The sequence below is a fragment of the Bradyrhizobium sp. CCGUVB1N3 genome, from assembly GCF_024199925.1.
In the GTDB taxonomy this organism is placed as follows: domain Bacteria; phylum Pseudomonadota; class Alphaproteobacteria; order Rhizobiales; family Xanthobacteraceae; genus Bradyrhizobium.
The window spans coordinates 8,467,327-8,489,364 of sequence record NZ_JANADR010000001.1 but is presented as its reverse complement, the minus strand read 5'-3'; the positions used below and the strand labels follow the sequence as shown (position 1 = coordinate 8,489,364).

Below are 22,038 nucleotides of genomic sequence, written 5' to 3'. Positions count from 1 at the left end.
TGCCCTCACCGCGTCCGCACGCGTTCGAACTCCGCCTGCGCCCGCGCGAACTTCTGATTGAACAGCCACATCGCATCGAGGATTTCGCGGAAGCTCGCCGACGTTCTTGCCCTGTCGGCGCGACCATAGGCAAAGATGCTGTTGTTGCGCAGATATTTCATCACGGTCGGGTCGGAGACTCGGCTCTGAAGTAAATTGCCCGACTTCAGCGCGGCTCGGGTCGCGGTCGGGATGATCTGGATGAGCTCGAAGAATTTCATCTGGTCGATCGGATCCGGCAGCGTCCTGGCGATGCCGGGGATCTGCGCGAAGAGATCGGCGTGCGCGTTCATGAGGCCGTCACGCACCGCGGTCCAGTGGTTGAGCCGATGGTCGAGGCCGGCGGCACGGGCCTCCTCCTTGTCGTCGCGCGCGATCATTTGCGGATCGAAGGCGGCGATCGAGGCCTTGATCGATTGCCATTGCTTGCGGCCGTTGCGGTCCTCCGACGGCCCTGTCTGAAAGCTGCCGATATAGGCCTTGGCGCGGCCGTTGCCGACATTCTGCTTGCCGTTGGTCTCGGCAAAGAATAGCCCCAGGCTGATGCGGCCGGCCGCATCGGCGCCTTTCGCGTCAAGTCCCTTGGCGCGCGCGATCGCGGTGCCGAGATCGACGACGTCCTTGAACGGCGTCGGCGAAGCCTGCGCATTCGCGGGCGGCGCCTCCATGACGTCGAAGAGGGCCCGGTATTCGTCGATCAGCGGTTCGATATCGGCGTCGAAATAGGTCGGCGGAACCTCGTATTTGTTGGGCCGCCCGATCCGCGACGGAAGCGCATCGGTAAGATCCTTGTAGGAGCTCATGACATCGACGCGTGCAAGGTAGAGGGCCTGGCCGGGGCGGTCCGGAAGCGGCTCATGCGCATCGATCTGGCGACGCCGCTGGTTCAGGATCGTCTTGAATTCATTCAAGGCGCGATCGTAGGTCTCGAGTGCCTTCGATTGCTCGGCCGTGAGCGCGGCCGGCTGTGCGCGCGCCGGCGAGCCGACATCGATCGGTGCCGTCAGCGCGATTGCGAGCGCAAGCGCCGCGCTTGTGAGGATGTAACGTCTCGCTCTCATGCCCGTCTTCGAGCTCATGTATTCGGCCGACTGCCTCAATCGTAGTCATCGGGAACAGGGCTTGGAAGCGCTACCTCACGATAAGTGTCAGATGTTTGCAACACTGCAAACCTATTTGAACAACGCCACAATAGCGCCGCAGGAATTTCCAAATCGAAAACGAAAGGTGCGCCGGTGAATGCAACATCAGGGGACACTGATGCAAAGACAGCGGGCGGTCGATGGCGATGGAGAGCGCGTCGGCTTTACTTTCTCCTTTCAGATAGCGGATGGTGGCCGACGGCGGGCCTGCTGCGTCAGGGTTGACGCTTCGAATTTTCACGACGCATCGGCGCTGTTCCGCGAGCGATGGCCCGCCATTGAATCGGTGGCACGCGACAGTGTCAGGGCCGCAGACAGCGGCGACGGCGTCATCGCGCTTGAGCTGCCGGCGGCGTGACGGAACCGTTACCTTCGTTCTTCGTGGCTAGCACCTGATAGAGCACGATCGCGCCGAAGGTCGCGGTGCCGATACCGCCCATCGTGAAGGCGCCGAACTTGAGCGTGAGATCGCCAGCGCCGGCGGTGAGCGCAACGGCGACCGTGATCAGGTTGCGGGGGGCGGAGAAGTCGACCTTGTTCTCGACCCAGATTCGCCCAGCCATCGCCGCGATCAGGCCGAACAGCACGATCGACAGGCCGCCAATCACGGGACCCGGGATCGACAGGATCAGCGCGCCGAATTTCGGCGAAAAGCCGAGCAGGATCGACACCACGGACGTCACCGCGAATAGTAGCGTCGAATAGACCTTCGTCGCCGCCATGACGCCAATGTTTTCGGCATAGGTGGTGACGCCGGTGCCGCCGCCGCAGGCCGAAACGATCGTCGCGAGGCTGTCGCCGAGGAATGCGCGGCCGAGATAGCCATCCAGACTTCGGCCGGTCATCGCTCCGATGGCTTTAATGTGGCCGAGATTCTCGGCGACCAGGATGATCGCGACCGGCGCGATCAGGAAGATCGCGTCGGCATGGAAGGTCGGCGTCGTGAATTTTGGCAGGCCGATCCATGGCGCGGCCGAAAGCTGGGTGAAATCGATCGGCTTGCCCAGACCGAAACCATTGGCGAGCAGGAGATAAAGGAGATAGCCGCCGATGGCGCCGACGATGATCGGCAGCCGGCGCCACAATCCCGGAGCCGCCACCGCGGTCAGGCCGATGATCAGAACAGTCAACAGTCCGACCCAGGTGTCGAACGCGCCTGCACTCACGGCCTTCACGGCCACCGGCGCGAGATTGAGACCGATCGCGGCGACCACCGCGCCCGTGACGACCGGCGGCATCAGGCGTTCGACCCAGCCGACGCCGGCCCACATCACGATCAGCGCAATGATGCCGTAGAGCACGCCGGCACCGACGATGCCGCCGAGCGCGACATCGATATTCGGATTCGGTCCCTTCCCGGAATAGCCGGTCGCCGCGATAACGACGGCAATGAAGGCGAAGCTGGAGCCGAGATAGCTCGGCACGCGTCCGGCAACGACCGTAAAGAAGATCAGCGTACCGGCGCCGGAAAAGAACAGCGCCAGATTTGGGTCGAACCCCATCAGCAGCGGCGCGATGATCGTCGCCCCGGACATCGCGACGCCATGCTGGAGGCTGGCAATGATGGTCTGGCCCCAGGGCAGCCGCTCCTCGGGCAGGATCACGCCCGACGTCTTCAGCTTCCAGCGCGGAAAGTAGCCGCTTGCATGCTCATCGGAGCCCGTGGCCATGTTCCCTCTCTTGTCCCGCGTCAGTCTCGCTGCGTCCTGCCCCTCATGGTGAGGAGGCGCGTCAGCGCCGTCTCGAACCATGAAGGCCCGGATATCGCGGCCATCCTTCGAGACGCCCGCCTGCGGCGGGCTCCTCGGGATGAGGAGTTGGAGTGTTATGACATAAGAAGGTCAGCTCGCCCAGTTCTCGCGGAATTCACCGAACAGCGTAATACCTCCGCAGGCATAGATGGTCTGACCGGTGATGTAGCTCGACTCGTCCGAGGCAAGAAAGGCGAACACCGCGGCGATCTCTTCGGCCGTTCCGACCCGGCCGAGCGGAATGTGGCTCTCGACCCCTTCGCGTTTCGTCACATCCCCGGTCCAGGCTGCGTTGATCGGCGTGTCGATCGCGCCCGGCCCCACGGCGTTGACGCGAATGCCGCGTCCGGCGAATTCGAGCGCCAGCGTGCGCGTCAGGTTCGCCATGCCGCCCTTGCTGATCGAATAGGCGAGATAGCCGGGTTTCGGGACGATCTGGTGCACGCTCGAGCAATTGACGATGGTGCCGCCGCCCTCGCGGCTGACGAAATGCGCCAGCGCCTTCTGCGCGCAGAGCACGGCGCCGTTGAGATTGACGTCGATGATGCGGCGATAGGCCTCGATGTCGAGCGCCTCGCTCGGCGATTCCTTCTGGAAGCCGGCATTGTTGACCAGGCAATCGAGCCGCGGCCAGCGCGACAGAATTGAATCGAACATTCGCGCGATGTCAGCCTCGACGCCGACATTGGCCTGAACGACGAGGTGGTCCCGATCACCATGCCCGCGCGAGGCGGCTTGCGCCAGTGCCAGCGTTTGCTCTGCATCCGCACGGTGCTCAAGGTAATTGATGGCGACGGTTGCCCCCTCCTGCGCGAAGCGAACGGCGATCGCGCGCCCGATCCCTTGGGACGCGCCGGTCACGAGTGCGTATTGCCCGACGAGGCGGGATGCGAACGAGGTCGATCGATCGGATTGCTGCATAGGCGGCGTCACTCACAGGGGATATGTCGAACGGCACAGGCCGTCGATCACAAACGCCTCCCCTCTTGCAGCGTTCCAGCGCCGCCCGCAAGGGGCGGCGCCGGCAAACGCAATACCGTTACTGCGTGCGATCCGAGGTCCAGCCCTTGTAGTCGGCGACGTTGTCACGCGTCACGAGCTTCGACGGCAGCAGCTCGACGGTCGAGGCGGGCTTCTGCCCACCGAGGATGCCGACGCCGACCTGCACGGCACGGCGGGCCATGAAGAACGGGTCCTGCGAGGCCGAGGCCTGGATCTGCGGCGACTGCGGGTCTTTCAGCGCGGCCTCGATGTCGGGGGCGCCGTCGACGGCGGTGATGACGATGCCGGAGCGGCTTTGCTGGCGCGCCGCCAGATCAGTACCGATCGCCTGCGGATCGTTGATGGCGAAGATGGCATCGATCTTCGAGAAGCGGGTCAGGTAACCCTGCGCCACAGTGAGGCCACCTTCGCGCGAGCCCTTGCCGTCCTGGTCACTGGACAGGACCTTGATGCCGGGGTTCTTGCCGAACACGCTCTTGCAGCCGTTCACGCGATCGATCACCGCCGAGACCTGCGGGCCGTTCTCGATGATCACCTCGCCCTTACCGCCGAGCTTGTCGACGATGTACTGGCAGGAGATCTCGCCGGCCTGGACGTTGTTCGTGGTCACCGTGGCATCGGCGCCTTCGGCGGCGGTGTCGACCGCGACGACGATGATGCCGGCGGCCTGCGCCTTCTTGATCGCCGGGCCGATCGCCTTGGGATCGCCGGGGTTCAGGAGGATCAGGTCGACGCCGGCGGCGATGAAGTTGTCGATCTGGGTCACCTGCTTGCCGAGATCGTATTCGAAGCCGACGGTCGTGACTTTCACATTGGGATTGGTTTTCTTGGCCTCGAACTCGGCGCCCTTCGACAGCGCGACGAAGAACGGGTTGCCGAGTGAACCGAGCGAGACGCCGATGGATTTGAGCTCCTTCGCCTGCAGCGGCGCGGAGCTCAGGGCAAGCGCCACGGCGGCGCTGGTAAGCGAGATCGTCTTCAACATTGGCTTCCTCCCTGGTCTGATTTGATGTCCCGCGCGGCTGACCAGTTGCCGCAACGGAGTTCCACAGCGCGAGTGGCTGTACCTTCGCGCACCGATCGTCAGGTGCGCGCCGAGCCTTGCAGGCGGTAACGATCGAGCGCGACGGCGCCGATGATCACCAGTCCCTTGATGACGTATTGCCAAATATCGGATACGCCGACCAGGATCAGGCCATTCGACAGCGCGGCGATGATCAGCGCGCCGACCAGCGTTCCCCAGATCGAGCCGATGCCGCCGACGAAGGATGTGCCGCCCAGGATCACGGCGGTGATCGCATCGAGCTCGTAGCTTTGTCCGAGCTGTAATCCGTTGGCCGCGTAGAGTCGCGCCGCCTGCATCGCGCCGCCGAGGCCGGCAAACAGTCCTGACACGCCATAGACGAAGATCAGCACCGCCCAGACCTTGATGCCGGCAAGCCGCGCAGCGCTTTCATTGCCGCCGACCGCGTAGATGTGCACGCCGAGCACGGTCCGGCGCAGCACCAGCCAGGAAACGAGGATCACGAGCAGCGCGATCACAGACAGCCACGGAATCGAGATCACGCCGGGAATGAGAGTGAGCGAGCCGTTGCCGATGAATGCATAGGGAATCGAAGGGTTGAACACGGTGGTGTCGGCGCCGAGCAAGCGCGCCAGACCGCGCACGGCGGTGAGCGAGCCGAGCGTAACGATGAAGGGCGGCAGCCGCAGCAACGCGATCAGCGCACCATTGACGACACCGAAGCCGAGGCCGGTGAGGACGGCGGCCGGTAGCCACAGCGCCCCGAGCTCGGGCAGCTTTGACAGCGTCAACCCGGCCATCGCGGACGCCGCCAGGATCGAGCCGACCGACAGGTCGATGCCGCCGGTAAGGATGACGAAGGTCATGCCCGCGGCGAGCACGGTATTGACGGCAGCCTGTTGCAGAACGATGCCGAGATTTTGGCCGGTGAAGAAACGGCCGTCCGACAGGTAATGAAAGCCGGCGCACAGGAGCAGCAGCACCGGCAGCATGCCGGCCGCCTGGATCAGGAGCCTGACCCGCTGGCGTTTCGTCTCCTGGGCAGCGGCAAGTCCGTTTGCCGTGGCCGCCTTTGCTGGTGAAGATCCCTGATCAGGCATCGAGGTGCTCCATCCCCGTGGCAAGTGCCATGATATCCTCCTCGGTCAGCGGCTGTGTCGCAGTTCGCCTGATCTCGCCTTCGACGTGCCCCAGGCGCATCACGATGACGCGGTCGCAGATGCCGATAATCTCGGGCAGATCGGACGAGATGATGAGGATCGCTGTGCCAGCCTTTGCGAGGTTGTCGATGATCGAATAGATTTCGGACTTGGCCCCGACGTCGACGCCGCGCGTCGGCTCGTCGAGGATCAGGACCTTCGGTCCGATTGCAAGCAGCCGCGAGAGCAGCACCTTCTGCTGGTTACCGCCGGACAGCCCGCCCGCGGGGACGCCGGCATTTGCGGCGCGGATGCTTAAGCCCGCGAAAGCCCGGTCGGCGCGCTCACGCGCCTTGTCGCGATCGAGGAACCAGCCGAGCTTCGCGTCGCGCCCAAGCACCGCGAGGTTGATGTTATCCTGGCACGACATGTCCAGGAACAGGCCGAGCGCCTTGCGGTCCTCGGTGAGATAGGCGATGCCGGCCTCGAGCGCCTCGCCGGGCGCGCGGATGTCGATTGGGCGGCCCTCGAGCTCGACACGGCCGGAAACCTTCGGCGCGGCGCCGATGATCAGATGTGCAAGTTCGGTACGGCCCGCGCCGATCAGGCCGGCCAGTCCCACGACCTCGCCCGCATGCACGGTCAGCGAGCAGCCCTTGACGCGCTGCCCGTCGGACATATCGGTCGCGGTGAGCACCGGATGCCCCTTTCCAGCCTCGGGATCGTGGTCCTTCTTGTAGAAAGACGAGACGTCGCGCCCGACCATCATGCGGACAATGCTGTCGGCGCGGATGTCGGACTTGTCGAGCGAGCCGACCAGGCGTCCGTCACGCAGCACCGTGACGCGATCGCCGAGCGCGTAGACCTCGTCCATGCGATGCGAGATATAGATGATGGCAAGCCCTTCGGCGCGCAGTTGCCGGACCAGCGCGAACAGCCGCTCGCTCTCGCCGGCCGACAGCGCGGTGGTCGGCTCATCCATGATCAGGATTTTGGAACGCGCGTGCAGCGCACGGGCGATCTCGACCAGCTGGCGCTGGCCCATGGAAAGATGTGCCACGAGCGTCGACGGGGTGAAGTCGGCGCCCAGCCGCTCCAGGATCGGGCCGACACCGACGCGCATGTCGCCGCGCGCGAGCAATCCCGAACGTGAGACCTCGCGGCCGAGATAAATATTCTCCGCGACGCTCAAGTTGGGGGCCAAGGACAGTTCCTGATAGATGATCGAGATGCCGGCGGCGCGGCCGCCGAGTGGCCCTTCGATCCGTACCGGCTTGCCCTCGATGCGGATCTCGCCGCCGGGATCGGGCCGGTAGGCACCCGATAAAATTTTCATCAGGGTCGACTTACCGGCTCCGTTCTCGCCCATCAGGGCGTGGACCTCACCGGCATAGACGGTAAGGTCAACGGCGCGCAGCGCCTTGATGCCGAAGAAGGATTTGGAGACCCCGCGCATCTCGAGGATCGGATCGTTCATCGTGCCTCCCGGCGCACAATGCGTTTCCCACCCGCGTCTCTTTCGTTGTCAGCGCGGTTTGACCATTAAACAAAAGGCGGCGGCGCAGGGCAATACCGAACCGACAATATCAATGGGGTGCACATGCGGAACGCACGACGCTAATGGCGCGGCCGGTACAGTTTGCGCCATGCGGGAAGCCGCGCGGCATAGGCATCGGCGAGCGCGCGCTCGGGCTCAAAAGTCTCGACGCGCCGCGGCGGCGTGCAGACGGCTGCGATCGCCTCGCCCGTGACAGCAAGGCGCCCCAATCTCGCCGCACCGAACGCGGCACCGGTCTCGCCGGCTGCAAAGCGGTGGATCGGCACGTTCAGCACGTTTGCCAGCACAGTGAGCCAGAACGCGGAACGCGACCCGCCACCGATCGCGTCGGCCTCCGCGACGGCAAGGCCGGCGGCCGCGAGCGCATCGCGGCAATCGGCCAGCGCAAACGCAACGCCTTCGAGCACGGCCTGCACAATCGCGGTGCGATCGGTGCCATGGCTCAGGCCATCGAGCATGCCGCGCACATTGGGGTCGTCATGCGGCGTCCGCTCACCGGCAAGATAAGGCAGGAAGCTTATGGGCGACGGCGCCTGCGGGCGCGCACCGAGCGGCGCCAGCAATTCGGCTTCCGGGGCGCCAAGCAGCCGCGCGATCCAGGCGAGGCAGGACGCGGCCGAGAGGATCGCGCCGGCTTGAATCCACATTGCAGGGATCGCATGCGCGAAGGTGTGCACGACGCGATCCGGGTTCGCGGCAATCCTGTCGGTTGGCGTCAACAGCGCGCCCGATGTCCCGAGCGAGATGAACGCGGTTCCCGGACGGATCGCGCCGATGCCGACGGCACCGGCCGGGTTGTCGCCGGCGCCACCCGCGATCATCGGCCGTTTCACCATGCCCCAGCGTTCGCTGAGCTCGCGCGTCAGCCGCGCCGACGGCGCACAGCCTTCGACTAGCCGCGGCATGTGCGTGCGCGACAGGCCGGTCGCGGCAAGGCCGTCATCCGACCAGTCGCGCCGCGCGACGTCGAGCCATAGCGATCCCGAGGCGTCGGAGACATCCTCGATCGCTTCGCCCGACAAGATCAGGCGCAAATAGGCCTTCGGCAGCAGCACGAGTCTTGTCGCCGCAAAGATCTCGGGCTCGTTCGCCGCGATCCACAAAAGCTTCGGCGCGGTGAAGCCGGGCATCGCCTTGTTGCCGGTCGTGGCACGCAAGGCCGGCCAGCGCTCTTCAAGTTGACGGCACTCGGCCGCAGAGCGGCCATCATTCCAGAGAATGCAGGGACGGAGCGGCTTGAGATTCGCGTCGAGCAGCGTGGCGCCGTGCATCTGGCCGGACAGGCCGATACCCTCGACGGCGGCCAGCTCGTGCGGATGATCCGCCTTCAGCTCATCCAGCGTCGCAAACACCGCCTCGACCCACTGCCGCGGATCCTGCTCGGAATAGCCGGCGCACGGCGAGGCCGTCGCGAGCGACCGGCTCGCGCTCGCGATCACGCGCTGGGTGTCGTCGACGAGGACGGTCTTGACCGCCGAGGTGCCGAGATCGATGCCGAGATACATCATCCTTACAAATCGTGAACGTCGATATGGACGACGGCGCCGCAACGTCGGATAGTCAATCAACCCAAGAAGCCTGATCTCGTCAAGGGAGACGCCGCATGCTGAAATCGATCGACCCTTTTTTGAATGCCGATGTGCTTCATGCGTTGCGTGCCATGGGGCACGGCGACGATCTCGTGCTCTGCGACACCAATTTTCCGGCCGACTCCGTGGCGCGCCAGACCGTGCTGGGACGGCTCCTGCGGATCGACAATGTCAGCGCAAGCCGGGCCGCGCGCGCGATCCTCTCCGTGCTGCCGCTCGACAGTTTTGTCGACAAGCCGGCGCTGCGGATGGAGATGGTGGGGCAGCCGAACGAAATTCCCGCGGTACAGGCGGAAGTTCAGGCCGAGATCGACGCCGCGGAGCGCCGCCCGCTTCCGCTCGGATCGATCGAGCGCTTCGCCTTCTACGAGCTTGCCAAAAAATCCTATTGCGTGATCCAGACCGGGGAGCGGCGCTTTTACGGCTGCTTCATCTTCAAGAAGGGCGTCATCCCGCCCGATGCCGCTTGAGGTGAACACCTCAAGCGGGCTGCGCCCGGCAGGAGACCGCGACGGCTGCATGAGACCGCCGGCATGAATATGACATGATGATGTCGCGCTCACCGAACTGGCGCGTTCGTCGTCGGCGATGGCTGCACATCATCGCGCCGGCGCGTTCATCTTGCAGCGCGGCATCGCGACGAGTCCGCGTCGTCGCTCGTCGGTGACGGCACGCGCGGCCTCAACTCCGTGTGCTTTCGTTGACATTGATGGGCGCCGTTGCATACTCGAAAGCGGCCTCAGTCTCACCCATCACGACGACGCCGAAGCCCACCAGCGTCATGTCCTCGATGTGCTTCGGCGATTCAGACTTCACATCAAGAAAGTCAATAAGGGAGGGTATCGCGGTGAAACAGCAAGATCACGATCGGCATTCCGCAATGCAGCCGAACCGGCGCACCGTGCTGAAAGGCGCGGCAAGCGCTGCAGCATTGGGCACGAGCGGCGCGCTCGGCACATTCTCGGAGCTCGCGCTCGCGCAAGCCAATCTGCGCGCGCAGATCACGCAAATCCCGGGCGTCGGCAAAGGCGCCCCGACGGATGCCGACTGGCAGAAGGTCGGCGAGCTCTGCCTCGGGCCGACCAAGGCGAGCATCAAGGAAGGCGAGTTCAAGGGTGTCGAGCTCTCCTTCATGGGACTCAACAATCAGAACCTGCACAACCTGCTTTTCCGTGGCTTCCTCAAGCCGTGGGAGGCCTATACCGGCGCGAAAATCTCCTGGATCGATCTCGCGCAGGCCGACTACAACCCGCGCTTGCAGCAGGCGATCGCAACCGGCACGGTCGACTTCGACATCCTCGAGATGGGAGCGCCCTTCGAGGGCGACGTCTGCGGCAAGGGGTTGGCCTCCGAGATGCCGGACTGGGTCAAGAAGCAGATCGATATCGATGACTATGTCGACTATCTGAAGCCACCGGTCGGAACCTGGAACGGCAAGACCTATCGCGTCACCATCGATGGCGACTGCCACAACTTCAACTACCGCACCGACGTGTTCTCCGACCCTGCCCTCGCCAAGGCCTGGAAGGACGCCGGCAATGCCAGCGAATGGGGCGTGCCGAAGACCTGGCAGCAGGTCCAGGCGGTGACCAAATTCCTCAAGGGCAAGAAGATCAAGAACCAGAACGCGTTCGGCTATCTCGACGCGCCAAAGCCCTGGGGCGGATTCGGCTTCTATTTCCTCGGCAGCCGCGCCTCGGCCTATGCCAAGCATCCCGACGACAAGGCCTGGCTGTTCGACATCGACACGATGAAGCCGCGCATCAACAATCCGGCCTGGGTGCGCGCCATCCAGGACGTGATCGACGCGCTGCCGTTCGAGCCGGCCGATCAACTCAACGCCGATCCGAACACCACCGGCTTCCAGCAGTTCCTGGCCGGCATCGGCTCGATGATCCCCTGGTGGGGCGACATCGGCCAGGTGGCGAAGGCGAGCGACACCTCGGTGATCGGCGATATCGTCGGCTTCGACATCCTGCCGGGCTCGGACGACGTCTACAATTCGAAGACCGGGCAATGGGACAAGCTCGCGAGCGGGCCGAACCATGCGCCCAACTGCGCCTATCTCGGCTGGGGCGTCTATGTGATGGCCCGCGTCAATGGCGACGAGAAGAAGCACAAGGCGGCCTGGAGCGCTGCCGCGCATCTCGGCGGCAAGGATCTGTCGCTCTGGATGGTGATGTATCCGTCGGGCTTCCAGGCTCACCGCGCCAGCCACTTCCAGTACGATGAGTGGGTCGCAGCGGGCTATGACAAGAAGTACATCACCTCTTACCTGAACTCGCAGCTCGCCTCCTACAATCACCCCAACCGGGCGGTCGAGCCGCGCATCCCCGGCATCTTCCAGTACTACAGCATCGCGGAAGACGAGCTGACGAAGATTTTCGCCGGCAAGGTCGACGCACAGACCGGGGCGAACAACATCGCCGCCGCCTGGGAGAAGCTGACCGACCAGATCGGCCGCGAACGGCAGATCGGGCTCTATAAGGCCTCGCTCGGCGTGTAGCGCGCTTACGCGAGATCATCTACCTTCGGCTGGCGCCCCCGGCGCCAGCCGAAAACTTGCCCGGCGACAGAACCGGCACTGAATGCGACTCATCTCGATGCAGAATTCCGTACCCGTGAGCGACGACCTGCACCACCAGCCGGCGACGAAGCGCGCGCCCCGCAGCAGGAAGGCCGCCGGCCGCGCGCTTGTTCTGCTGGCCTCGCTCGGCTTCCTGCTTGTCGTCTTCATTCAGGTCTTGCACACGACCGGCACAATTTCCGCCGGATTTTCCGATTGGCGGCCGATCCTCATCGCCTATCTCGTCTGGGCCGTTGCATTTGGTGTCGGACAAGTTTTGACCCGCGGCGAGCGTGGCCAGCGAGCACTGTTTTTGCTACCGGCTGTGTTCTTCACCGTCGCCGTCGTGATCTTCCCGACGATCTTCGGCATCTACATCGCCTCACTCGACTGGAATCTCAGCTCGATCGAGGGCCCGCGCTTTTCCGGCTTCGACAATCTGAAGGGAATGCTGAACGACACCTATTACTGGAATGCGCTCGGCAACATGGTCTTCTACACCGTCGCGGTGCTCGGCGAATACGCGATCGCGTTCGGACTGGCGCTGCTGCTCAGCGCCGAGATCCGCGCGCGAAAATTCTTCCGCGTGGTCTTTCTGCTGCCGATGATGCTCAGCCCCGTCGCCGTGAGCTGGATGATCGGCAAGTCGCTGCTGGAATACCGCTTCGGTCCGGCGGCGACGCTGGCGCGCTATCTCGGCTGGGACAACCCGGCATTCTTCGCCTCGCCCTGGATGGCTCGACTGAGCATCCAGGCGATGGACGCCTGGGTCTCGATCCCCTTCATCATGATCATCCTGCTCGCAGGCCTGCAGGCGATGCCGAAGGAGGTGCAGGAAGCGGCCAAGGTCGACGGCGCGAACGGCTGGCAGTCGTTCTGGCACGTCACCTTCCCGATCATGCTACCGGTCAGCATCACGGTCCTGATCATCCGTATCATCTTCAAGCTGAAGCTCGCCGACATCGTGATCAACGTGACGGCCGGCGGCCCCGGTGGCGCCACTGACACGGTGTCGAGCTTCATCTACCGCGTCTACCGCGACCGCTCGAACGTCGGATACGGCACGGCGCTCGCCATGGTCTATCTGCTGCTGATCATCGTGCTGCTGACGCTGATGTTGCGCCTGTCGAAGCGCTGGACGCAGAAGGTCGAATAGGTCGCAAAGGAGTTTGAGCGCTTGGCTATCTCGACCGTGGCATCGAACCCGATCCGAAGGCGTCCGGCGGCGCCGCGCGCCAGGCGGATGCTGGGCCGCACGCTGATCTACGCCGCATTGCTGCTCTGGACCTTCATCTGCCTGTTTCCGATCTACTGGACCGTGACGACCTCGTTCAAATCGGCGGTCGATGTGACGCAGGCGCACCTGATCCCCTGGGTCGATTTCCAGCCGGACTGGAAAGGCTGGCGCTCGCTCGGCCTGTCGCCCGATACGCTGTTCGGGACCTCGACCGCGCGTTCCGAATTCATGAACCGGTTCGTCAACAGCATCATCACTTCGGTCGGCGCATCGCTGCTCGCGCTCGTGCTCGGATCGCTCGCTGCCTACGGCTTGAGCCGCTTCCGCTACAAATTCGCGTGGATGCGCAATGACGACATCCTGTTCTTCTTCATGTCGCAGCTGATCCTGCCGCCGGTCGTGCTCGCGCTGCCGTTCCTCGTGCTCTACAAGGCGCTGGCACTGCTCGACACGACGTTTGGCCTGATCCTGCTCTACACGCTGACGGTGCTGCCGATCGTCATCTGGATCATGCGCGACCAGTTCAACGCAATTCCGATCGAGCTCGATGAGGCCGCCTTCGTGGACGGGCTGTCGACCTGGGGCGCGTTCCTGCGGATCATCCTGCCGCTCGCAGTGCCCGGCATGGTCGCGGCGTTCATCCTCTCGCTGGTATTGTGCTGGAACGAATATTTCTTTGCCGCCCTCCTCACCAGCACCGACGCAAAGACGCTGCCGGTGATGGTGGCGAGCCAGACCGGCTCGCAGGGCATCAACTGGTGGTCGATGGCCGCGCTGTCGACGGCGGCGATCGCGCCGCTCGTCGTGGTCGGCATCTTCCTCGAGCGCTACATCGTCAGCGGCCTGACGACGGGCGCCGGAAAATAGCGGCGATCGTTTTGCTCACGCGGGCACGGGCGCATCCGCATCGAGCAGGCGTGTAGCCTTCAGATCGGCCCAGAGCGCGCTCGGCACCTTGGTGGTGAGCGCTGCCACGTTGCGCTCGACCTCCTCCGGACTATGCGCCCCCAGCACCACGCTCGCCACGGCGGGATGGCCGAGCGCGAAGTGCACGGCGGCCGTCGGCAACGCGACGCGACGCGATGGGCCTCGCAGACGCGCTGGATCTCGGCAACCCTCGCCATGACCTGCGGTGGCGCATCCTGATAGTTGTACTTGGCGCCCTTGACCGCACCGGTGGCGAGAATGCCCGAGTTGAAGACGCCGCCGAGCAGCACGGCAATGCCCTGCTCGAGTGCCAGCGGCAAGAACTCCTTCAGCGCCGGTTGCTCGAGCAGCGAATAGCGGCCAGCCAGCAGCATCACGTCGAACGTGCCGGCTTTGGCAAAGCGCACGCACATGTCGGCTTCGTTCACGCCGATCCCGATGCCTGCGACCACGCCCTCCGAGCGGAGCTTGTCGAGCGCCACATAGGCGCCGGTCATTGCTTCGCGGAACCGGTCCTCGATCGCTGCAGCGCCATGCGTCCAGACGTCGACGTCGTGGATCAGCAGAAGGTCGATCCGGTCGGTGCCGAGCCGCAGCAGCGACTGCTCGACCGAGCGCATCGTGCCGTCATAGGAATAGTCGACCACGGCCTTGTGTGGCTGGCCGCCGACAAAGCCCGACCGGTTGTCGGGTGAGTGAAACGCGTCCATCCAGCGGCCGACCTTGGTGCAGAGGACGACGTCCTCGCGGGCCACGCGTCGCAGCGCGGTACCGCAGCGGTGCTCCGACAGGCCGTAGCCATAGAGCGGGGACGTGTCGAGCAGATTGACGCCAAGCTCGAACGCCCGCTCCGCGGCGGCGATCGCCGTCTGGTCGTCAAGCTTGAGGAAAAGGTCTCCGAGCGGCGCAGTCCCGAAGCCGAGGACTGAGGCCTGGAGCCCGGTCCGCCCAAGAGTGCGGCGCGGCAGTTGTGATTGTGAAGCCATGATGAATGATGCTCTCTTCTCCGCGCGACTCTCGCGCCCGTCTCATTTTCATCCGCGCGCAGCGTATGTCTTTGTCGCCGCGTGTCAACGCGCACGAGCGCGCGTCATCCAGCAGACTCCCGTCTCACAAGGTTTCGATTTCAAGCCGGCGCAGCCCGGATTCCGGACACGTCAAGGGCATGTTGCCCTGTGCGACAGCGAACATCTCCATGGGCTGATCATAACCCTTGATGACGTGATTCCCGACCGAGACAAGGTTGATGGCATCCTTCACTTTTTCTGCGACGGTTCTGTCGGTCAGGATTTGCGCATCCTTTGCCAGGCCGCACAGCCGAGACGCCAGATTGACGACATTGCCGAGGGCCGTGTAGTCGAGCCGCCCCTCATAGCCCACGGTTCCGACCGTCGCCATTCCCATTGCGATGCCGACGCCGAAGCCAATCGCGTGACCGGCGGCGCACCATTTTCCGGCAATCGACTGCACCGCGACCTGCAGATCGATCGCGAGCTGAACAGCGTGGTTTGCGGGCTTGTTGCAGGCAACCGGCGCGTTGACGAGCAGCATCACGCCGTCTCCGGCAAAACGGATCAGCGTGGCCTCATAGCGGGTCGTGACGGCTCCCACCGCCGCATAGTATTCGCGCAGGACCGCCATGATGACGTCCGGTTCGGCGCGCGCGGAGAATGCCGTGAAGCCGCGCAAATCACCGAAAACCACGACGACTTCACGTCGCTGCCCCTCGAGCAGTCCGGCGGAATGTTCGACGAGTTCGGCGACCTGGGGCGCAAGGAATTGTTTTAGCCGGTCGATGCGGACGGATTTCTGCTGCGAGATCGCCAGCTCCGACGCCATCTCGTTGAAGCGGATCGCCAATTGCTCCAGTTCGTCGTGACTGGAAATCCCAATGCGGTGGTCGAAATGTCCGGTACCGATCCGCTCGACCCCCTCCTCCAGTTGCTTGATCGGACCAGACATCCGGTGCGCTCGCCAGTAGGCCAGGGCGAGCGCGATCAGCACGCCGAGCGCAATCAGAAGCGACGAGCGCCACAATGCCGCGCGGATCGATGCGAAAGCCTCCACGACCGGCTGCATCGCAATCACCGTCCAGCCGATATCGGCTGCATGCACCGAGAGCGCGACGACGGGATTACCTTTGTCCCCCGTGATGACGGCACCACTGCTCGTGGTGCCAACGAGATGCTTGATCCGGCTGAAATCAACGGAACCGGTACGGCCGCGCAGGACCAGGCTGATGTCTGGATGGGCGATCAGCTGTCCGGAATCGTCGACGATCATGGCATAGCCGGTCTGACCGATCCTTATCTCAGCAATAACATCCCAGATCAGCTTCAGGTTGACCTCGGCGACGGCAACCCCGGCGGCCGGAAGGTTTCCGGCGACAGCGATCCTCATATATGGCTCGGACTCGTTCTGATATTGAACGGGACCGTACCAGACCTTGTTGGCGCGCGCGCCGATCACTGCGGGATCGGCGGACAGGTCGAACCCTCGGCCAGTCTTGTTTAGACGTAGCCTGGATACAAAAACGCGCTCGGTCCCCGTCTCGTCGAGCAGCGAGACGGAGGCGATTGCCGGGACCTGCTGCAACAGACGCAACGCGTCGATCCTGTGCCGGTCATCGTCTCCCTGTGTCCACGGAAACTGCACGACCCAGCCCAACTGATCGCTTATTTCATCCGTGAAGGCCTCTATCCTGCCCGCCGCACCACGAGCCTCGGCCTGCAGAACCTCGCTGATATGGCGGCGCTGGTCGCGATAGCCGAACGATGCTTCGATCACCGCCCCAAGGATGAGAGGCACGACGGCTGCTACGAACAGGGTCGCGAAGTACTTGCAAAACAGGGAGCGACGCGGCCGCTTCGCGTCACCACGGGCAGTCAACGAGGATTGCGCGACGAATTCTGACATACCGATCTCAGGCAATCACCTTGTTGGCGCGAAATAATATTGAAGATGTATCCAGCTCTAAGCCCAGGTCCTGAGCCGTCTTCAGATTGATCACCAACTCGAACTTTTCGGGCCTGATGACGGGAAGAACGGCAGGATCCTCGCCGCGCAGGATCCGGTCGGCGTAATTTGCAAGCCACCGATAGGTTGCCCGCTGGTTGGCGCCGTAACTCAAAAGTCCGCCGGCCTCGCAATACTCGGACCAGCCGAACATCGAAGGGAGCCGATGCGCCAGCGCGAACTCCGCGAGTTTCGTCCGATCAACCATTGTCACGACATCGGGAAATACGAGCATGGCGTCTGCGCCCGAGCCGCCCGCGGCCTTGAGCCCGTTATCGAGCTCGCCAGCGCCGGAGAAAGGAATATAGGCCGGCTCGATGCCCAGTCCCGTGCATGTCTGAAGAGTAGCACGCCATTCCGACGGCTCTCCGGGATGGTCTGTGTTCGAGAGCACCGCAAGCTTGCGAACTCCCCGATAAATGTCCTTGAGCAGTTCGACGCGCTTTCCGGCTAATTCAAGCGAGAGAAACGTACTGCCCGTGAAATTGGTGCCGGGTCGTGCCAGGCTTTTGACCACCCCCAACGCCACCGGGTCGCCGCTCAGGGCAAACACGACGGGAATGTCGTTTACCGCGGCCATGACCCGCGTTGCCGGGCCGCTGGAAACCGCAAGGTCTACGTCACCGCGTCTTAGTTGGGAAATGACCTGGCGCAGCGCCGATGGATTTCCATAATGCCTCTCGAGCGCCACGTTCTTGCCTTCGACATAACCCAGGGCGCGCAGCCCTTCGCGAAAGCCATCCAGGAACGGATCCGGTTCGGAGCCCGTGGAGATCCAGAGGATGCGATAGACCTTCCGTGCCTCTTGCGCGCGCGCAATCGCTGGACAAGCCATTGCGCCGGCGACAAGCTGAATAAAGTCCCGTCGTTTCATGGCAACCACCGTTACGACCAAGCTGCACGGAACAGGCCATCCAGTGGTCTCAATTTGCACTTGGACTTCCAAGGTCCGCCGAGCTGTGGCTAGGGGGCCGACCGGGTTATTGATCCCGGTTCTCTTGCTCCCTGGATGCTGAGCTACCAAAGGAGCGATCTCTGTCATTAGTCGATGGAACCGTCTCAAGAGACTGCACGTTCGTGTGTTTTTGGCTTTAGAAGCGCTTGATTTTTTCTTGAGGCCGACACCAACACGTCAATAAGGCTTACCCGCTCTCCCGCGAGCCGGCCGGTGCACAAACGTCTCGCCGACGGCGCGAACTCTCCGACGAAAATCATCCGCATCAATGTCATGCTGCGTTTCACGCCCTTCGACCATGCGAAGAAGAACGGCCGCACTCGTAACTCGACGCCGGTCGGACTAACCTGCTCCCGCTCGGCCGGAATCAACCGGCCGGCGAACCCCCACCGGGAGGAAGCGATGACACGCCAACTGTCCGATTCCGAGCAGCGCGATCCAGACACCACGCTTTCACGCCGATCACTCGTCCAGGGCCTTGCGATCGCTGCAGGCGCCACGATGGCGGGCGCCGGCGCCGCACTGGCGCAGAACGCGCCGGCGGCACCGCCGACGACGATCACGACGCCGCCGCGCGATTTCGGTCCGAACGGAGCGCCGACAACCTATTTCTGGGACCCCGACATCATCGCGGTCGATCCGTCCTTCAACGACCTCGCGCAACCGAACACCGCGATCAAGCGGCTTCATACCGGACTGTTGTGGGCCGAAGGCCCGGCGTGGAGCGCGCAGGGCCGCTATCTGCTGTGGAGCGACATTCCCAACAACAGGCAGATGCGCTGGACAGAGGACGACGGCCGCGTCAGCGTCTTCCGTACGCCGTCCAACAATTCCAACGGAAACTCCTTCGACTTCCAGGGCCGCCAGCTCTCCTGCGAGCATCTCACGCGCCGTGTCACGCGCTATGAGCACGACGGCACCGCCACGGTGCTCGCCGACTCCTATCAGGGCAAGAAGCTGAACTCGCCGAACGACGTCGTCGCACATCCCGACGGCAGCTACTGGTTTACCGACCCGCCCTATGGCGGCCAGCTCTATGAGGGCGAGCCCGATGGCCCGGGCGGACCAAGCAACGCCGGCGGCAAGCTCAATCCGCGGATCGGCCAGCCGGCCGGCTTCGTGCCGGGCAAGCGCGAGCTGCCGACCAATTGCTATCGCATCGACCCGAGTGGCCGCATCGACCTCGTGGTCAGCGAGGACCAGGTGCCCGATCCCAACGGTCTCTGCTTCTCGCCGGACTTCAAGAAGCTCTACGTCGTCTCGACCGGCAAGGGTCCGGGCGACACCGGCGCGGGCGGCAAGGGCGAGATCTTTGTGTTCGACGTCGGCAGCGACAACAAGCTGTCCAACCTGAAGCGCTTCTCCGATTGCGTGATCGACGGCGTGCAGTGCGGGCCTGATGGCGTGCGCTGCGACGTCAACGGCAATGTCTGGTCCTCCAGCAATGCGGGACGCGCCGTCGGCTATAGCGGCGTGACGGTGTGGTCGCCGGAGGGCAAGTTGCTCGGCCGCATCCGCCTGCCGGAGGTGTGCGGCAACGTCTGTTTCGGCGGCCCGAAGCGCAATCGCCTGTTCATGGCCGCGAGCCAGTCGCTCTACGCCGTGTACACCGCGACGCAGGGCGCAGGGCCAGGCTGAGACCGCGCGAGCGAGCCGGATGTTGATCAGGCGCCGGCGGGCCCCGCCGGCGCCGAATCGTTTTGATCGCCGATGCGCGAGCGGATCATCGAGGAGACACCATGCGCGTTGTCATCTGCGGCGGCGGCGTGATCGGCGCCTGCACCGCTTATTTCCTTAGCCGGCGTAGCGTCGATGTCGTCGTCGTCGAACGGACCGAGGTGGCCGCTGCGGCATCCGGCAAGGCCGGCGGATTTTTGGCGCTCGACTGGTGCACCGGAACGCCGCTCGATGCGCTGGCGCGGCGCAGCTTTGCGCTTCATGCGCAACTGCCGCACGAGGTCGCAGGCGATTGGGCCTACCGCCGCATGACCGCCTATGGCGGCTTCGTTGCGGGCGATGAGGCGCAGCGTGACACACCGTCCGCGCTCGGCTGGCTGTCCAATGGCGTCGTCATCGCGCACCGGCTCGGCACGACGGATACGACAGCCATCGTTCATCCGCACAAGTTCACCTCGGCGATGATGAACGCGACGCTCGCGCAGGGCGCCGAGCTGCGGCGCGGACGCGTTACCGGCATCGCGCACGATGCAGACGGAACGACCGCAAAGGGCGTCGAGATCGATGGCGGCGTCATCGAGGCGGATCGCGTTATCATCGCCATGGGACCGTGGTCGCTGCTGGCGACCCAATGGATGCGGCTGCCTGCCGTGTACGGCCAGCGAAGCCCGAGCATCGTGTACGACACCGGCACGGACGTTCCGGCCGATGCGCTGTTCCTGGAGTATGAAGAGAGCGGAAGTACGATTTCGATCGAGGTCTTTCCGCGCGCGGACGGCAGCACACTGGTTACGGCTTTCTCCGACGTCGCCCCGCTGCCGCTCGATCCGGGCGCGGTAATGCCGGAGCAGGACGCTATCGACCGCCTGCAAGCGGTCGCCGAACGGCTGTCGCCGCTGTTTCGCGCCGACAGGATCATCGCGCGACAGGCCTGTTTCCGCCCCGTCACGCGAGACGGCTTGCCGCTGATCGGCATAGTGCCGAACAGCGCGGGCCTTTACGTTGCGACCGGACATAATGTCTGGGGCATCCTCAATGCCCCAGCGACCGGCGAAGCGCTGGCCGAATTGATCACCGAGGGCGCAGCACGCAGCGTCGATCTGACGCCATTTGATCCTGCCCGGCTCCAGCCGCTCGATCCGTCGTTGCTGCAAGCGCGTTGATCGCGAGCCAGAGCATTGCTCAGGCCGGCACAGATTGGCCCGAGAAAGCGGCTTCCGCCTCATTCCGCAGCCGGTCCGGCGTCTCCAGATAGCGCGGAGAATAGTGAAACGTCGTCATCCGCTTCACGCCTGCTTCCCGCGCGAGATATCCGGCCTGCGCCGCCGTCAGGTGACGGCGCTCGGACGCAAGTTGCGCATCGTCGCCGGCAAAGGCTGCCTCGATGAAGAGGTGATCGGCGCCGCGTGCGAGCGCGACGATCTTTTCCGCGTTGGCCGGGGTGAAGGCGGCGTCGGTTACATAGGCGACGCGTTGCCCCGGCGCGACCTTGAGCGCGTGCCGGGTCAGCTCGCCGAGGCGGATCGTCCTGCCGCTATCGACCTCAATCAACATGTCGGGTTGCGCGCCCGTCCGCACCGCGCTCTTGGCCGCATTGAGCCAGGGGCCGACCTGAAGGCCGAGCTCGGCGAGCCCGGCTGTCCAGACATTGACGCGCTGGGTTTCCTGCAACGCAAAGCCAAGGCAGGGGATCCCGTGATCGAGGGTCGCGGCCTCAATCCGCAGATCACTGTCCGCAAACACCAGACCCGGTGCAACGGATGGCGCTTCAATCGGCTCGCTGCGAAATTGCCGCCTCGCGGAGAAGCCGGTCCAGTCGCCGAGCCGGCCGTCGCAGAATTCGGCAGCGGCGATCTCGAAATCCGGCGACTCCTCGTTGAGCAGATTCCAGCTATACGAAGCCAGCTTGCCAGCGATGCCCGCGATGACACCGGGCGGTCCTATCACGCGCAAGTGGCCCGGCTGATGATGCCTGACCCGCAGCAGCTGATCGAAGCCCGCAAAGTGATCCATGTGACGGTGACTGACGAAGACGTTGCCGATGCGCAGCAACTCCCGATTGGCCAGGGGAGACAAATCGCCGAGGTCGAACAGCATGGCGCGCCGGCCGAACCTGAAATCGACCAGCAGTCCTGGATCGGCGAACGGCTCGTTGACGAGGCGGCATTGAACGAGTCGAGCCATCAATAGGACCTTCCTGCGCAGCGGGACGTTATCCCGACATTGTCAGCCAGGCGACCGCCTTCGCGCCTCGGGCGTCGATCGGTGCGTGCTCGCGTCTCGACGCGCGGCGGACGCGAACGCATGCCCGCCAGCGGATTCTGCATGACTGCAACGATCTTCCTGCACTCTATTTGCGCAGCGCTAGACTTTAGTCCGGCCCTCACAATCCTGAATGCGGTTTCACTTGCCGAGAT

Annotated in this window: 17 protein-coding genes; 6 read left to right on the top strand and 11 right to left on the bottom strand. The window is 64.1% G+C overall.

Features of this window, described 5'->3' with window-relative positions; genetic code table 11:
- Positions 1 to 5: 5 nt before the first annotated feature.
- The 7 genes from NLM33_RS40065 to xylB all read right to left on the bottom strand — a co-directional run bounded on the left by NLM33_RS40065 (position 6) and on the right by xylB (position 9,160).
- Positions 6 to 1,100: a hypothetical protein gene (locus tag NLM33_RS40065; RefSeq protein WP_254103940.1), complete on the bottom strand. Its 1,095-nt coding sequence runs from the start codon at positions 1,098 to 1,100 to the stop codon at positions 6 to 8.
- A 410-nt stretch (positions 1,101 to 1,510) separates the two neighbouring features.
- Complete coding sequence (locus NLM33_RS40060) at positions 1,511 to 2,851, bottom strand: solute carrier family 23 protein (protein ID WP_254103938.1); 1,341 nt, start codon at positions 2,849 to 2,851, stop codon at positions 1,511 to 1,513.
- 171 nt (positions 2,852 to 3,022) lie between these two features.
- Positions 3,023 to 3,853 (bottom strand): SDR family oxidoreductase, encoded by an 831-nt coding sequence (locus tag NLM33_RS40055; protein ID WP_254103936.1) that lies wholly within the window; start codon positions 3,851 to 3,853, stop codon positions 3,023 to 3,025.
- A 118-nt stretch (positions 3,854 to 3,971) separates the two neighbouring features.
- Positions 3,972 to 4,919 carry an ABC transporter substrate-binding protein gene (locus NLM33_RS40050; protein ID WP_254103934.1) on the bottom strand — a complete coding sequence of 316 codons (948 nt, stop codon included), beginning with the start codon at positions 4,917 to 4,919 and terminating at the stop codon, positions 3,972 to 3,974.
- 98 nt (positions 4,920 to 5,017) lie between these two features.
- Positions 5,018 to 6,058, bottom strand: a complete 1,041-nt coding sequence (locus NLM33_RS40045) for a ribose ABC transporter permease (RefSeq protein ID WP_254103932.1) — start codon at positions 6,056 to 6,058, stop codon at positions 5,018 to 5,020.
- A complete protein-coding gene (locus NLM33_RS40040; RefSeq protein ID WP_254103931.1) occupies positions 6,051 to 7,574 on the bottom strand; it encodes a sugar ABC transporter ATP-binding protein in 1,524 nt (507 codons plus the stop codon). The genes NLM33_RS40045 and NLM33_RS40040 overlap by 8 nt, the downstream gene beginning before the upstream one ends.
- Positions 7,575 to 7,714: 140 nt before the next feature.
- Positions 7,715 to 9,160 carry a xylulokinase gene (xylB, locus tag NLM33_RS40035; RefSeq protein WP_254106118.1) on the bottom strand — a complete coding sequence of 482 codons (1,446 nt, stop codon included), beginning with the start codon at positions 9,158 to 9,160 and terminating at the stop codon, positions 7,715 to 7,717.
- 98 nt (positions 9,161 to 9,258) lie between these two features.
- Here xylB and NLM33_RS40030 point away from each other — a divergent pair, with 98 nt between their 5' ends.
- The 4 genes from NLM33_RS40030 (at position 9,259) to NLM33_RS40015 (ending at position 13,914) form a co-directional block, all read left to right on the top strand.
- Entirely contained in the window at positions 9,259 to 9,714 is a 456-nt protein-coding gene (locus NLM33_RS40030; RefSeq protein ID WP_254103929.1) for an RbsD/FucU family protein, read from the top strand.
- A gap of 410 nt (positions 9,715 to 10,124) precedes the next feature.
- Positions 10,125 to 11,750: an extracellular solute-binding protein gene (locus tag NLM33_RS40025; RefSeq protein WP_254106117.1), complete on the top strand. Its 1,626-nt coding sequence runs from the start codon at positions 10,125 to 10,127 to the stop codon at positions 11,748 to 11,750.
- 97 nt (positions 11,751 to 11,847) lie between these two features.
- Positions 11,848 to 12,966 carry a carbohydrate ABC transporter permease gene (locus NLM33_RS40020; protein WP_254103927.1) on the top strand — a complete coding sequence of 373 codons (1,119 nt, stop codon included), beginning with the start codon at positions 11,848 to 11,850 and terminating at the stop codon, positions 12,964 to 12,966.
- An 87-nt stretch (positions 12,967 to 13,053) separates the two neighbouring features.
- Positions 13,054 to 13,914, top strand: a complete 861-nt coding sequence (locus tag NLM33_RS40015; RefSeq protein WP_254106116.1) for a carbohydrate ABC transporter permease — start codon at positions 13,054 to 13,056, stop codon at positions 13,912 to 13,914.
- A gap of 59 nt (positions 13,915 to 13,973) precedes the next feature.
- Here the strand turns inward: NLM33_RS40015 and NLM33_RS40010 are convergent, their stop codons facing one another.
- The 3 genes from NLM33_RS40010 to NLM33_RS40000 all read right to left on the bottom strand — a co-directional run bounded on the left by NLM33_RS40010 (position 13,974) and on the right by NLM33_RS40000 (position 17,863).
- Positions 13,974 to 14,960 carry an aldo/keto reductase gene (locus NLM33_RS40010; protein ID WP_254103925.1) on the bottom strand — a complete coding sequence of 329 codons (987 nt, stop codon included), beginning with the start codon at positions 14,958 to 14,960 and terminating at the stop codon, positions 13,974 to 13,976.
- Between the two features lie 124 nt (positions 14,961 to 15,084).
- Entirely contained in the window at positions 15,085 to 16,890 is a 1,806-nt protein-coding gene (locus tag NLM33_RS40005; RefSeq protein ID WP_254106115.1) for an adenylate/guanylate cyclase domain-containing protein, read from the bottom strand.
- 7 nt (positions 16,891 to 16,897) lie between these two features.
- Entirely contained in the window at positions 16,898 to 17,863 is a 966-nt protein-coding gene (locus tag NLM33_RS40000) for an ABC transporter substrate-binding protein (RefSeq protein WP_254103923.1), read from the bottom strand.
- A gap of 483 nt (positions 17,864 to 18,346) precedes the next feature.
- Here NLM33_RS40000 and NLM33_RS39995 point away from each other — a divergent pair, with 483 nt between their 5' ends.
- Entirely contained in the window at positions 18,347 to 19,582 is a 1,236-nt protein-coding gene (locus NLM33_RS39995) for an SMP-30/gluconolactonase/LRE family protein (protein ID WP_254106114.1), read from the top strand.
- Positions 19,583 to 19,683: 101 nt separating this feature from the next.
- Positions 19,684 to 20,784 (top strand): FAD-binding oxidoreductase, encoded by a 1,101-nt coding sequence (locus NLM33_RS39990; protein WP_254103921.1) that lies wholly within the window; start codon positions 19,684 to 19,686, stop codon positions 20,782 to 20,784.
- A gap of 19 nt (positions 20,785 to 20,803) precedes the next feature.
- On the opposite strand, the gene NLM33_RS39985 is transcribed toward NLM33_RS39990, so the two are convergent.
- The gene (locus tag NLM33_RS39985; RefSeq protein WP_254103920.1) at positions 20,804 to 21,805 is read right to left on the bottom strand and encodes an MBL fold metallo-hydrolase; all 1,002 of its coding nucleotides are present in this window, start codon (positions 21,803 to 21,805) and stop codon (positions 20,804 to 20,806) included.
- Positions 21,806 to 22,038 lie beyond the last annotated feature (233 nt).

Coding starts and splice junctions, on each gene's coding strand:
- NLM33_RS40040 (WP_254103931.1), bottom strand. CDS start 7,574: ATGAACGATCCGATCCTCGAGATGCGCGGGGTCTCCAAATCCTTCTTC.
- NLM33_RS40065 (WP_254103940.1), bottom strand. CDS start 1,100: ATGAGAGCGAGACGTTACATCCTCACAAGCGCGGCGCTTGCGCTCGCA.
- NLM33_RS40005 (WP_254106115.1), bottom strand. CDS start 16,890: ATGTCAGAATTCGTCGCGCAATCCTCGTTGACTGCCCGTGGTGACGCG.
- NLM33_RS40060 (WP_254103938.1), bottom strand. CDS start 2,851: ATGGCCACGGGCTCCGATGAGCATGCAAGCGGCTACTTTCCGCGCTGG.
- NLM33_RS40055 (WP_254103936.1), bottom strand. CDS start 3,853: ATGCAGCAATCCGATCGATCGACCTCGTTCGCATCCCGCCTCGTCGGG.
- NLM33_RS40050 (WP_254103934.1), bottom strand. CDS start 4,919: ATGTTGAAGACGATCTCGCTTACCAGCGCCGCCGTGGCGCTTGCCCTG.
- NLM33_RS39990 (WP_254103921.1), top strand. CDS start 19,684: ATGCGCGTTGTCATCTGCGGCGGCGGCGTGATCGGCGCCTGCACCGCT.
- NLM33_RS40030 (WP_254103929.1), top strand. CDS start 9,259: ATGCTGAAATCGATCGACCCTTTTTTGAATGCCGATGTGCTTCATGCG.
- NLM33_RS40010 (WP_254103925.1), bottom strand. CDS start 14,960: ATGGCTTCACAATCACAACTGCCGCGCCGCACTCTTGGGCGGACCGGG.
- NLM33_RS40000 (WP_254103923.1), bottom strand. CDS start 17,863: ATGAAACGACGGGACTTTATTCAGCTTGTCGCCGGCGCAATGGCTTGT.
- NLM33_RS40045 (WP_254103932.1), bottom strand. CDS start 6,058: ATGCCTGATCAGGGATCTTCACCAGCAAAGGCGGCCACGGCAAACGGA.
- NLM33_RS39985 (WP_254103920.1), bottom strand. CDS start 21,805: ATGGCTCGACTCGTTCAATGCCGCCTCGTCAACGAGCCGTTCGCCGAT.
- NLM33_RS40020 (WP_254103927.1), top strand. CDS start 11,848: ATGCAGAATTCCGTACCCGTGAGCGACGACCTGCACCACCAGCCGGCG.
- xylB (WP_254106118.1), bottom strand. CDS start 9,160: ATGTATCTCGGCATCGATCTCGGCACCTCGGCGGTCAAGACCGTCCTC.
- NLM33_RS39995 (WP_254106114.1), top strand. CDS start 18,347: ATGACACGCCAACTGTCCGATTCCGAGCAGCGCGATCCAGACACCACG.
- NLM33_RS40025 (WP_254106117.1), top strand. CDS start 10,125: ATGCAGCCGAACCGGCGCACCGTGCTGAAAGGCGCGGCAAGCGCTGCA.
- NLM33_RS40015 (WP_254106116.1), top strand. CDS start 13,054: ATGCTGGGCCGCACGCTGATCTACGCCGCATTGCTGCTCTGGACCTTC.